The sequence below is a fragment of the Stenotrophomonas sp. 1278 genome, from assembly GCF_029892765.1.
Classification (GTDB): Bacteria; Pseudomonadota; Gammaproteobacteria; order Xanthomonadales; family Xanthomonadaceae; genus Stenotrophomonas; species Stenotrophomonas indicatrix.
Window position 1 is genome coordinate 311,962 of record NZ_JARXWD010000001.1, and the last position, 12,280, is coordinate 324,241.

10 protein-coding genes and 1 pseudogene are annotated in these 12,280 nt (G+C 62.2%); 6 read left to right on the plus strand and 5 right to left on the minus strand.

What is annotated here, in order from left to right; translation table 11 throughout:
* Positions 1 to 2: 2 nt before the first annotated feature.
* A complete protein-coding gene (locus M2299_RS01445) occupies positions 3 to 1,250 on the minus strand; it encodes an arsenic transporter (protein ID WP_223485522.1) in 1,248 nt (415 codons plus the stop codon).
* A gap of 516 nt (positions 1,251 to 1,766) precedes the next feature.
* Between M2299_RS01445 and M2299_RS01450 the strand changes: the two genes are divergently transcribed.
* Both M2299_RS01450 and M2299_RS01455 read left to right on the plus strand, forming a co-directional pair.
* Complete coding sequence (locus tag M2299_RS01450) at positions 1,767 to 2,291, plus strand: DUF6622 family protein (RefSeq protein ID WP_280883714.1); 525 nt, start codon at positions 1,767 to 1,769, stop codon at positions 2,289 to 2,291.
* A 130-nt stretch (positions 2,292 to 2,421) separates the two neighbouring features.
* Positions 2,422 to 5,073 carry an excinuclease ABC subunit UvrA gene (locus M2299_RS01455; protein ID WP_280883715.1) on the plus strand — a complete coding sequence of 884 codons (2,652 nt, stop codon included), beginning with the start codon at positions 2,422 to 2,424 and terminating at the stop codon, positions 5,071 to 5,073.
* A gap of 27 nt (positions 5,074 to 5,100) precedes the next feature.
* Here M2299_RS01455 and M2299_RS01460 read toward each other — a convergent pair whose 3' ends face one another.
* Both M2299_RS01460 and M2299_RS01465 read right to left on the minus strand, forming a co-directional pair.
* The gene (locus tag M2299_RS01460; RefSeq protein ID WP_280883716.1) at positions 5,101 to 5,577 is read right to left on the minus strand and encodes a hypothetical protein; all 477 of its coding nucleotides are present in this window, start codon (positions 5,575 to 5,577) and stop codon (positions 5,101 to 5,103) included.
* Positions 5,578 to 5,601: 24 nt separating this feature from the next.
* Complete coding sequence (locus tag M2299_RS01465) at positions 5,602 to 5,958, minus strand: hypothetical protein (RefSeq protein WP_080148792.1); 357 nt, start codon at positions 5,956 to 5,958, stop codon at positions 5,602 to 5,604.
* A gap of 615 nt (positions 5,959 to 6,573) precedes the next feature.
* Between M2299_RS01465 and M2299_RS01470 the strand changes: the two genes are divergently transcribed.
* On the plus strand, positions 6,574 to 7,083 hold the full coding sequence (locus M2299_RS01470) for a hypothetical protein (RefSeq protein ID WP_280883717.1): 510 nt from the start codon (positions 6,574 to 6,576) through the stop codon (positions 7,081 to 7,083).
* A gap of 142 nt (positions 7,084 to 7,225) precedes the next feature.
* Here M2299_RS01470 and M2299_RS01475 read toward each other — a convergent pair whose 3' ends face one another.
* Positions 7,226 to 8,515 (minus strand): hypothetical protein, encoded by a 1,290-nt coding sequence (locus M2299_RS01475; RefSeq protein WP_280883718.1) that lies wholly within the window; start codon positions 8,513 to 8,515, stop codon positions 7,226 to 7,228.
* 597 nt (positions 8,516 to 9,112) lie between these two features.
* Positions 9,113 to 9,208, minus strand: a pseudogene (locus M2299_RS01480) (transposase); the annotation flags it as partial.
* 132 nt (positions 9,209 to 9,340) lie between these two features.
* On the opposite strand from M2299_RS01480, the gene M2299_RS01485 reads away from it, so the two are divergent.
* The 3 genes from M2299_RS01485 (at position 9,341) to M2299_RS01495 (ending at position 11,934) form a co-directional block, all read left to right on the plus strand.
* The gene (locus tag M2299_RS01485; RefSeq protein ID WP_280883719.1) at positions 9,341 to 10,444 is read left to right on the plus strand and encodes an SEC-C metal-binding domain-containing protein; all 1,104 of its coding nucleotides are present in this window, start codon (positions 9,341 to 9,343) and stop codon (positions 10,442 to 10,444) included.
* Positions 10,445 to 10,736: 292 nt separating this feature from the next.
* Positions 10,737 to 11,339, plus strand: a complete 603-nt coding sequence (locus tag M2299_RS01490; protein ID WP_280883720.1) for a hypothetical protein — start codon at positions 10,737 to 10,739, stop codon at positions 11,337 to 11,339.
* On the plus strand, positions 11,320 to 11,934 hold the full coding sequence (locus M2299_RS01495; RefSeq protein WP_280883721.1) for a DUF3653 domain-containing protein: 615 nt from the start codon (positions 11,320 to 11,322) through the stop codon (positions 11,932 to 11,934). Before M2299_RS01490 ends, M2299_RS01495 begins: the two co-directional genes overlap by 20 nt.
* Positions 11,935 to 12,280: the final 346 nt, after the last annotated feature.

A 12,280-nucleotide genomic window follows, 5' to 3' on the forward strand; every position in this document is an offset into this window, starting at 1 on the left:
GATCAGAGCAGCAGCAACGCCCCGATCAGCGCGGGCGGCATCACCAGCGCGCCGACACGCAGGAAGTCGAGCGCGCTGACATGCTCGCCTTCGCGGCGCAGCGCCACCAGCCACAGCATGGTAGCCAGCGAGCCGGTCACCGACAGGTTCGGGCCCAGGTCCACGCCGATCAGCAACGCCGCGCGCGTCTGCGCCGGCAGTTCGGCCATCTGGCCCAGCGAGCCCGCAGCCAGGCCCACCGGCAGATTGTTGGCCACGTTGCTGAGCAGTGCGGCTGCGCCTCCGGCCAGCCACCCAGCCTGGTGCGGCGAGGTCTGCGCCAGCGCCTGCAGGTTGCTGGCCGCTGTCTGGATGACACCGGTCTGCGAAACCGCTTCAACCAGCACGAACAGGCCGGCCACCAGCGGCAGCACGCCCCAGGAGACGTGGCGCAACAGCGGCAGCGGGCTGCGGCGCTGGCGGATCGCCACCACCGCCACGCTCAGCGCGCCCGCACAGAACGTAGTCAGGCCCAATGGGCCGTTCAGTGCTGAGGTCACCAGCAGCACGGTGCCGGTGAACAACACGCCCAGCGCACTCAACCGGCCACCCTCGGTAAGCGGGCGATGCTCGGGCGATGCTGCCAACGGCTGTGCGATCTCGCGGCGATGCACCCAGCGCAGCACCAGATACGTGGCACCGATTGCGGCCAGCGACGGCAGCGCGAACTGCGTCAGCCACTGCAGCAGCGGTGGCATGTGGTTGCCGTACACCACCAGGTTGGCCGGGTTGGAGATAGGCAGCACGAAGCTCGCCGCATTGGCGATGAACGCACAGACAAACAGATAGGGCAGGGGGTTGGCGCGGGCCGCCTTGCACGCCGCATAGACCGCGGGCGTCAGCACCACCGCCGTGGCATCGTTGGACAGGAACACCGTCACCACCGTGCCGACCAGGAACACCAGATCGAACAACCGCCGCCCCGAGCCGCCCGCATGCCGTACCGCATACAAGGCCAGCCAGTCGAACAGGCCCTCGCGCCGCGCCAGCTCGGCCAGCACCATCATGCCGACCAGGAACAGGTAGACATCCCGGCCTTCGGCAACCGCGTGCCAGGTCGTGCCGAGCGACACCGCCCCAAGCAGCGGAAGCAGCGCGGCCGCGCCAAGCGCCCACACGTACTCCGGAATGCGGAACGGCCGGAACAGCAGGCCGACGGTGGCAACGGCCACGGCCGCCCAGATGATGAATGGGGAAGAGGAAGCGAGCATGGAGTGGGTGAGGTCTCAGCTGCACCGGCGCGAGCCAACAGCAACGCGTGCTAGAGCGATGGCAAGTGCGAGAAAGTCGGCATCATACCGTGCCGGCTGCAGTGCCGGCCGCGCCAGCAAAGGGCTGTATCAGAACCCGGCGTGCGCCCGATTGAAGGCTCATGCCATTCACCGTGACGCATCACGGTAATGCCGATTCCGAACATCCGCATCGCAAGGGTAGTGCCGGCCGCTGGCCGGCAAGACGCCAAGTGGCGCCGCCTCAACTACGATTCGGTGAGCGGCACAACGCCGGTGGAGGAGGGGTGCAATGGACATGCGGACAGGAACCGAATTCGATTCATCCGTTCGCTGGTCACGGTGACACGATAGGACACGCGTACATCGCCGAGCGCCGCGCAGAGGACGGGGTGCAGGCTGTATCGCTGACACCTGTCACTTGTCCGTGCAATGCGTACCGCCAATAGTGAGCGCCACCGCCGCCTGCCTGGCCGGCACTCACCGAAAGGACCTCCCGTGAACCTGCTGCAGCAACTTCTCTGGCAGACCCCCATCTGGGTCTGGGTGCTTCTGGCGTTCCTGGTCTCGCGCGGCATCGCGGCCATGCGGCCGGGGCAGACCTCGCTGCGGAAGCTGGCCATCGTGCCGGCGCTGTTCAGCGCCTGGGGCATCTGGTCGATCAGCCACCGCTATGGCGGCTCGCCGCTGGCGTGGGGCGAATGGCTGGCCGGCATCTGCGCGGGCGCAGCAGTGGGCTGGCTGCTGCTGCGCCGGGCAACGCTGAGCGTGGACGCCTCCACGGGCACGCTGTGGCGCAGTGCCGACTACAGCCTGCTGCCACTGCTGCTGGTCACGTTCGTCATCAAGTACGGTTTTGAAACGGCGCTGGCCGTGGCGCCCGGCCTGAGCAGCAACGCAGGTTTCAGCGCCGCCTATCTCCTGCTGTCTGGCGGATTCACCGGCATCTTCATCGGCAAGTACTGCCGGTATCTGGCGGCGTCGCGCGGGGCAACGCCCAGCGGGATGCAGCCTGCGGGCTGAGTCCAGCCCAGGATGAGGGGGCGGTGCACGCGCTTCGGTCGTGCCCTCACCACATTCACCTCGCAGCAGCGAAAATGCAGCCTTGGGCGCGCTCCAGGGCGCACCGCTCACTGCCTGCAGGAACGCAACGATGTCCAACAACCCTTTCGGTGAATCCTCATGCGCGGCCGCAGCCAGCGGTTGCGTGGAGGTGCGCGGCGCGCGCGAGCACAACCTCAAGAATGTCGATGTCTCCATTCCGCGCAATGCACTGGTGGTGTTCTCCGGGGTGTCGGGGTCGGGCAAGTCGTCGTTGGCCTTCGGTACCGTCTTCGCTGAGGCGCAGCGGCGCTACTTCGAATCCGTAGCGCCGTACGCGCGGCGCCTGATCGACCAGGCGGGCGTGCCCGATGTGGATGCCATCGACGGGCTGCCGCCGGCGGTTGCCCTGCAGCAGCAGCGCGGCGCCAGCAATGCGCGTTCCTCGGTTGGCAGCGTCACCACGCTGTCCAGCCTGGTGCGCATGATGTACTCGCGCGCAGGGGCCTACCCGGCCAATCAGCCCATGCTGTACGCCGAGGACTTCTCGCCCAATACGCCGCAGGGCGCCTGCAGCACCTGCCATGGCCTGGGGCATGTGTACGAGGTGACCGAAGCGCTGATGGTGCCGGACCCGTCGCTGAGCATCCGTGAACGCGCCATCGCCTCCTGGCCGCCGGCATGGCATGGCCAGAACCTGCGCGACATCCTGGTCACGCTGGGCTACGACATCGATGTGCCGTGGAAGAAGCTGCCGAAGAAGGACCGCGACTGGATCCTGTTCACCGAGGAAACGCCAACCGTGCCAGTCTATGCCGGCTTCACGCCCGCAGAGACCCGTGCCGCACTGAAGCGCAAGCAGGAACCCAGCTACATGGGCACCTATACCGGTGCGCGCCGCTACGTGCTGCACACCTTTGCCAACACCCAGAGCGCGCTGATGCGCAAGCGCGTTTCGCGCTACATGGAAGGCAGGTTGTGCCCGGCCTGCCACGGAAAGCGCCTGAAGCCGGAAGCGCTTTCGGTCACCTTTGCCGGCGTGGATATCGGCGAGTTCATGCGGCTGCCGCTGGACCAGTTGGCGGACCTGCTGGAGCCCATCGCGCAGGGCGATTTCAGCGCGCACAGCCGCGGCGCGCGTACCAGCGGTAGCGCCACGAAACGCGATCGCACGCAGCGGGCTGCAAGCGGCCGCCCTGTCCACGCTGGGGCCCCCGACGTGCGGCTGACCTCGGCCCTGTCAGAAGAGAAGCGCCTGGCCGCGCAGCGGCTGGCAGACGGCGTCATGGCGCGTGTACACCAGCTGCGAGGCCTGGGCCTGGGGTACCTCTCGCTGGATCGCGCCACACCGACCCTGTCGGCCGGCGAACTGCAGCGCCTGCGGCTGGCCACGCAGCTCAGCTCGTTGCTGTTTGGCGTGCTGTACGTGCTCGACGAACCCTCGGCCGGCCTGCACCCCGCCGACAGCCAGGCGCTGTACGACGCGCTGGACCGGTTGCGCGACGGCGGAAACTCGGTGTTCGTTGTCGAACACGACCTGGAGCTGATGCGCCGCGCGCAGTGGCTGGTGGATGTTGGCCCGGAGGCGGGTGAGCACGGCGGGCGCGTTCTCTACAGTGGCGAGCCCGAGGGCCTGCGCAAGGTCCAGGAATCGCGCACCGCCCGGTATCTGTTCGATCAGGTGCCTGCGGCCGCCAGCCGGCAGCGCACCGCCAGCAGCTGGCTGGAGCTGAAGGGCATCCACCGCCACAACCTGCAGGGTGTGGATGCGCAGGTGCCGCTGGGGTTGCTGACCGCAGTGACCGGCATTTCGGGGTCGGGCAAATCCAGCCTGATGGCGCAGGCACTGCCCGAGCTGGTGCTGCTGCACCTGGGGCATGAGCCCGAGGACAACAGCGCCGAGAGTGCGCCCACTGACGCGCCGACCGTGATCGAAGCGACCCGGGGCCGGCTGGCTGGCGATGTGGACGCCATCCAGCGGGTAGTGCAGGTGGACCAGAAGCCCATCGGCCGCACCCCACGATCCAACCTGGCCACCTATACCGGGCTGTTCGACCACGTGCGCAAGCTGTTCGCCGCTACGCCCGCCGCGCGCCGTCGGCGTTTCGATGCCGGCCGTTTCTCGTTCAACGTGGCCAAGGGCCGATGCGAGACCTGCGAAGGCGAAGGTTTCGTCAGCGTCGAACTGCTGTTCATGCCCAGCGTCTATGCGCCGTGCCCCACCTGCCACGGCGCGCGTTACAACGAGGCCACGCTGAAGGTGCTGTGGAATGACCGCAACATCGCCGAAGTCCTGCAGATGACGGTGGACCAGGCGCACGCATTCTTCATCGAGGAAGAGGCCATTGCCCGTCCGCTGCAACTGCTGCAGGAGATCGGCCTGGGCTATCTGAGGCTGGGCCAGCCGGCCACGGAGCTCTCAGGCGGCGAAGCCCAGCGCATCAAGCTGGCGACTGAGCTGCAGCGCAGCCAGCGCGGACGCACGCTTTACGTACTGGACGAACCCACCACCGGCCTGCATGCATCGGACGCGGACAGGCTGCTGGTGCAGCTGCAGCGACTGGTGGACGCGGGCAATACGGTGGTGATGATTGAACATGACATGCGCGCGGTCGTGCAGGCGGACTGGGTGATTGACGTCGGACCTGGCGCAGGCGCTGCGGGCGGCACCATCGTGGCGAAGGGAACGCCGCAACAGGTGGCGCGCGCCAAGGGCAGCAGGACGGCGCCGTTCCTTGCGCGCGAGCTGGGGCAGGGTGGGTGAGGCGGGGCGTCGCCGGGGGGTGTACTCCTACCTCTGCACGCCACAGCGCTCATCCTCAGGCACATCGCCAGCAAGCGTCAGTAGCAGGCGGTCTTGCAGCGTAGGCTCCTGCACGCCAGACAGCACCTGCTCCAGATAGGTCAACGGCACCAGTGACCACTGCAGCGTGGCCTGCAGGGGATAGATTGCAGGCGCCCGTTGCTCGGTGCCCAGCGCAACCCGGATCAGCAGAAGCGGCGGCTGCCTCTCCACGTGCAGCACCGGCACACCCTTGCACAGGATCTGGAAGGAAGCCGAAGCGGGCGTCCCCTCCAGGAACGCGAAGCCCTCCCGCGCCCGTGCCTCTGCGAATCGAAATGCATGGCGGCGCAGCGTCCAGAATGTCTCAACGGGTACATCACGGTACGCGAGCACTTCCGGCTCAACAGGCTCTGGCAAATGCATCTGTACTGCAACGACCAGCGCCAGAAAGAGCACCCACATCACCCCGTGGCGCACCTTCATTTCAGGCCCCTCCGAGGTGATCCTTCAGTCTGCCGGCTGCAGCCGTTCGCTTGCGTGCGCTGCCAGCCCAAGGCCGGCCATGATCAGCCCTTCCATCACCCGGTCGCCGACATATTGCTCCGGCTCGCCGTTCTGACGCGTGCGTTCTGCCGCCAGCAGCACTTCCAGCACCACGCGCAGGCCTGTCAGCGAGCAGTCGGCATCGGCCAGCGCCATCTGCCGGCCACGTAGCTGATGCCGCTCTGGCCAAGGCTGGCCGTTGGCGGCCACGCCCGAGCCGATGCTGTGCAGCAGCGCGATGAGGGTGTTGGGATCTACGGCAGGCCCGGCCGAGGGTGCCTCGTGGATGGGCTGTGGGGCAGGGGAGTAGGGCGTGGTCATGGCGGGGCTCCTTGCGTGCAGGCAGAAGCCGCCACCGATAAAGGTGGCGGACGATGCGTGGCTCGAAATCCGGTCTACGCTGGAACCGGTGGGCACGAGGCCCCCACGCACCGCCCGCCATAGCCGGCAGACGGATTGCCAGCCGGCACCACGCCGAGGTGGTGCCGACTGGCAAGCGTAAACATCAGCATAGAACCGGGATTTCGAGCCCCGACCACCGGTGTTAGGTGGCACGGAAAGAATTACGCCCGGTTGCGCGCGATGCCAATACAGTAAGGGCAATGCCGTCACCGTTTTCGACGTTTTCAGAATCGTTGTATGGCGGGGAAGGGCGTTAGAGGCTTGGCCTGCAAGGGCTGCCGGCTATCGCCAATCACTGGGGACGTTGTTGCTGCCGCCCATCTTGCGGTCCCGAGGGTGTGGCAGATGCGACAGCTGGCCGGCAGAGTCGGGACCGGTTAGAAGCTCTTTATCGTCGCCTAGCTCGATCCACCTAGACCTAGACGGCATTGGATCCCACCACGGGGCCAGGTTGTACGATCGCTTGTTTGCCGCACCCGATCGCCCTAAGATCGAGCGGCAATACGAGGTCAGTCAACAGATAGTCAGGAGTCTATGGGAACTTCAGACGCAATTGCAGCCTTGGCGCTGATAGTCAGCCTGGCATCTGCCTACGTCAGTTTTAGGGCTTTCAAGCACTCTGTTAGTGTTCACGACCTGGAGTCAAGCTTGGCCTTTGATCGAGACAAATCCGAGTTACTGGTGCAGGTCGAGCAAAGTCGCAAATTATTCTCTGCTGCAAGGCGAGAGATTGAGAAAACTCAGTTTATTCTTTCGCAAGAGCCGGAGCAGGTCCGGCTGGCACTGAACTGCTACGACAGTCTTTTCACAGAGTTCCTCCCAAAGCTGATCGGTGCTGAAAGGCAGGCATCCTTGCTATGGGAAGAGATCTTCAGCTGGCGAGACAAGGCAGGTCGGAGCGCGTTCGTCCATCATGGGCCACGATTTCGCTCACTAATTGAAGATGATCGAGTGGTTCACGATTCGGCCTTGTTCTGCAACAACGAGGTTCGGGCTCAGCTTGCGAAAGCGCAAGATATGTATCAGAACGGACAGTTGGCATAGCCCCCCAATAGTTCATGCAAGCCCCACCACCTTCCGGCTTGGCCAAATTCCGGCGATGGGGCCCTCAATCCGTCTGAACGGGATGCTCTACGCGCAGCTAGCGCCTGCTGCATGTCCTGGGTCGGGCATCGGAGAGACTGCATCACTTCTCAACTGATTTCTTGATTGACGCCTTCCGCGATTTGATTTTCTTTTCAATCTGCGGAATATCAAAGACGAGAACAGTCATCGTCAATTCGCGATTTGCATCAGCTGGATGGTGCATGATGAATCGGCAGCCTGTTTCATGCTTCCAGTTCGGCGTTCGCTTATAGTTCTCATGGGCTTCGCTGGAAACCTTGATCTCTTCAAGAACCTTGCTGGTGTCTCTGTTCTTATTGAAAACCAATATGGCGGCCTTGGTGTCACGCCATGAAGAATATCCAAGCAGCTGATCAATCGTTTCTTGATAGACCTTCGCGCCCCTCCAGAACTTGCACTCACCGATGAAGGCATTTTTGCCATCGATGCGGAGCAAGATATCGGTCTTCCCTGCAGCATTGAACGTTTCGCCAGTGGCCTGCCCCTCAAATTGTCCATTGAGCTGTACAAGATAGTGATCTCGCAATGCCTCTTCGCCCATGGTCGCAAAGGTCGAAGGGCTGCGCTCCATCACTTGGGTCATATTCTGAACAACGGTTAGCACATGTTCGTAATGCTCCATGCTCATCGCTGGCTCTGGCGCGAACGGCGCTTCTGATGCCTTCGGAAGCACGGGGGCGACTCTCTTCCTGATTGCGGGTGCAGCATAGGTCTGCGGCGCCCCTGGGCGAACTTTAAGGGGAATGCCAAGTGCGGCAACACGGCCCTGGTTGGCAAGCAATCGCTGCTTGCGCCTTTTGATGGACGCTTCTCCTAGGGCGTAAATGCCGCGATTGTATCCTGCAACATCATTACTGACCCACCCAAGGTGTTGCTTAATTTCGTTCAGTTGTCGATCCAAGGCCGGGCGGATGTCCTGATTCATGTCATGCGGCACCTCGAAAGACAGGATGACGCTTTGGCCCGCGATCCGGCCTCTCGGCGGAGACGTCGTGAAGGTGCTGGCTCGAGCCTTGAAAAGGTCACCGTCGCCAGTGAAAGGCACTTCGATGTCGATCTGCTGGCCGGGAATATAGAACGGTCGAGACTCATCCCGAATCCAGCGGCTTCCGTGAAGCCTCGCATCCACCTGCGTCTCTCGTTGATCTACGGTCATTTCATCATGCAGAAGCACGGGGGCTTCGAGGGTGTATTTCTCGACGAAGTACCGAATCAAATCCTCTTCAGACGTGTTGAGCAAGCGGTTGGAGTCCAGTTCGTCCACCTCTCTTTCGATCTGCGCCCGTTGGCCTTCAATCATCGCCCGTAAGTCAAGATCCGAGAAAAGGAATCCCCTGTCATATGCACCCATGGCAGCCCCCTAGCGGCATTTGCACTCTCCGATACTTTACTCGGGTGCGTCTCAAGGCGTAAGACACAGCGGAGGGGCGTTCACAAGCCTCCGGCCACTATGTAGTGCAGGGCATGGGGGACGCTTGGAGCAGCAGCAGTCCGAACCACCGCTCGCCGAGATTGCGTCGCTATTTCTGAAGGAAGACCAGCGCTGATGGCGCCTCGGGGTCAGCGCCTGTGAGCCGAGGAGCAGATGCAATTGCGCGCCGCACGGGCGACGGAGGAGCAGCAGGCTGCCGCGGCCACCGCCTCATCGGAGGCATTGCGTGACCAGATCCGGCTGCTGGGCGAGCAACGGCCGAAGTGGATCGGGCGCGCAAGCCTTGCAGCACCTGCAGAACTGTGTCACCGATTAGGCGCGACGACACCAGCGCGAGCAGGCCATACTGAACTAGGCTCGGAAACAGGCAGGGCAGTCAACTGCTGATGCGCCGCGCGAGCTGGGAGCCCAGACGGCACTGGCGCAGGCGTATGCCAGCCATCTCGAACGCCTGGGCGATTTCCCTGAGCAGGGGCGCAAAGCAAGCCTGGCCTGAGCCAACGCCTAGAGCTCCGTCAGTCGCTCCGCCACCTCCGCTACCGGACGACCGCACTCAACGATCTGCCGGATCGCCTCTATCTTGAACTCATCGGTGTACCGCTTGGTGCTTATAACCAGCTCTGCCCACGCCAACGTTTATGGCTGCGAGGTGCCTGCTGAGCTCTGGGCGTTTACCCTATCACTGGCAATTAAACCCTTATACAATTGAAGATCAAGAGCAGCCCAAAAAGGACGGGTTAGAGCGTGAGCAAGATAGGACGAAATGAAAAATGCCCGTGTGGTTCTGAGAAAAAGTTCAAGCGGTGCCATGGCGACCCACTTACCCCTCCCCATCCCCCAGGACAGGTTGACGCGCAGCTCCGCAAGCTGGCCCCGAAGGCTGAGTGCCTGTCGCCAAGGTCATTTCACTCCAGCTGCAAAGGCAAGATAATCGCATCGCATACGGTGTCTCGATCTGGAAGCCTGGGCGAGATTGCAAGAGACGGGCATGTCTACTCTTACAAGGTTTCAATCCAATCACTGAACGCATTAAAAGGCTCTCTCGAACCTACGCTAACAGGATGGAAGGAGGCATCCACCTTCCCAGGATTCTGCGGTGCGCATGATAAAAGTATATTCGCCCCGCTTGAAGACAAGCCATTCACGGGAAGTGATGAGCAGTGCTACCTCCTTGGATACCGAGCGATTGCTTGGGAGTACTACGCCAAGCTGCGCGCCACAAAAAGTAACGGATTCCGCCGCGCTTACGCTGGCGCGATCGGGCAGGCCATGCAAGAAGCGGTTACGCACTTCAATGAAGGCGGTGACTTGGGCCTCATGGACTTGACGGCAAGAAAATCTGCGATGGACACTCATCTTGAGAGACAAGACTGGTCTTCCTTGAGTGGACTGCTGATTGAATTTGACAAAACATTCCCCATTCAATGCGCGGCAGCGTGGTCTCCCACGGAAGACCTTCAAGGCAAGCACCTGCAGTCCCTTGACAATGCAAAGCTAGTGCCTGAGGGGGCGACAATTTCCTCATTCGCCGCGGACGGAAAGAGCTATTTCTTGCTGTCTTGGCTTGATGACAGTAAGAATGTTGGCGCGAAACTAGCAAAGTCTATCGAATCGATACCCGACACAGAGAAGGGTGGCGCATTGGCAGCTTGGCTGCTCCTTACATCAGAGAATTGCCATCTTTCGCCAGACTGGTTCGAATCCTTAGATAAGAAGACGGTGAACATAGTTAACGCACTCATGCATCCCGTTCGCACGACAAAAAGCGCCATGAGCGCCAGCAGAAATGTTGGAATCGATGGAATTGGAGTAGTGTCGTGCAGGCATATTGGCGCGAGTTGGCGCTAAGCGTAACTATACTGACCATGGATGGTCACGGGTGATTTGTAGGCGGGAAGCCCGACGTCGTACTTGGGCGTCGGGCGAACGGCAGTCATCCGGGCCAGGAATGATATGGATGCGCGGCCTGTCGCCCATTTAATAGCAGCAAGAACTTTGCCACTAGTCGACTCCAATCACCCCCCCCCCATGACAGCGCAGACGCAATGCAGCTGGCGCTGCGCGCATGGGCGGAACGGCGATGCAGGGAAGTGCAATGATCTAGGAGATTTTTCCGACGTACTTAGATGGGGGAGGGTGTATGTCAGATGTTATTGATGCTGTCGCCCTGGTGGGAACAATCGTTTCGCTGGGCATCGCGTACAAAGCGCTGAGGCTATCCACTGCGGCCAGCGAAAGGCAGCAGGAGCTTTCTCTCGCGCAGGTCCGTCCGTGGATAGTGATGAACAGCCCGTGCGAACTCAAACGAGGCTTGGAAAAGGATCAGACGATCAGCTTCATACAGAAAATCGAGGTCCTCGGAAGCCAGCCTGCGGTGCGCATGCGCACCCAGTCTTGGTGGAGTCTAGTAACCACAAGTGAAGCGGCTGAGCACTGCGGGCTTGAGCGCTTCAGAATTCAAAGACGCATCGGTGAAGGATCTCTCATTGCTCTGGCCCCGGGCCAGAAGTCCCACATCTTCAACAGCCCAGATATGCCAGCCATATCACTGGAGCAGTTGGAGCTTATTGATAGGGGAACCCACGCCATTCGCATAGTGAACGTGATCGAGTACGAAAGCGTGTCGAGCCCCGGGAAGCTATTCCGAAGCTCCACCGCAGTCATCGGCAGGAACGCGAACGTGCACGCACAAGGAAGCGAACTGATACTGCAACTAGCAAAGGATGGGCTTCATTTGCAATAGGCCGACAAGCTGCGAGTTCGTCCTTGTCGGCGGAGCGAGCAGGCAGGCAAGAGCTCAGCCACAGCCATTGCCAGCAGAACCGACTAAAGCCGCCCAGCGGCGCAGCCTGTGCCGTACACGCATCATTTCGCATAATGTATATTATGTTCAAGCGCATCCGGGGCTGGCTGGCACGCCGCTTGCCTCGCCCCCTGGTCCCGCTGCGGCATGGAGCCTGATCGTGCGAGATCGCAACCTAACCGGCCCTTGGGCCGGTTTTTCGTTTAAGGGTGGCCGACTGGTCACGCCCGAGGGCCGTGAACTGTACCCCGAGGATCTGGCCTGGCTGTCGTTGACTGCTGCACAGGCTCAGGAATGGCGTCGGATGATGGGTGAACTCTGCAGCGGTCCTCGATCGGGGAAATCCCGAAACCGTTGCAGCACTAGTCCTGCCGCCAGAGACTCGTTTTCTGCAGGTCGTGCTGAGGTGGTCACCCTGAGCACTATCATGGCCGACCGCAAAAAGCGGTCTGCGGTGGCGATGACTGGCCCTGACGCCGAGCCGCCTGCAGCAGTCCTGCCAGTGCCGGGGCCGAGACGTCGCCAGCGCGTGTGAAGCGCTTCCGTAGGGGCGCCGCCCCTACACCCCGGCTACTGCTCCCGGCAGCGCTGCCAGCCGCCTGCGGGCGCAGAAACCTGCTCCCATCCATTCGGGAGCTTTCGGAACGCTTGGCCGCCGATACAAGCGAATCCCGAGCGCTTCGCGGCGCCCGATCCCAGGGATGGCAGGCTGATCACGCTGTCGGAAGGGCCGGGACGACCAGCTTGGCGGGCTTCGTCTGAAAGCGTGCGAGCCTCTAGGCGCTCGCAATACGCCTTCATGCCTGGGTGTGGGTGATTCGGCCATGCCAATTCTTGGCAGTTGAAAGGCGTGGTGCCCTTGGCCATCGAGTTGTGCGCAG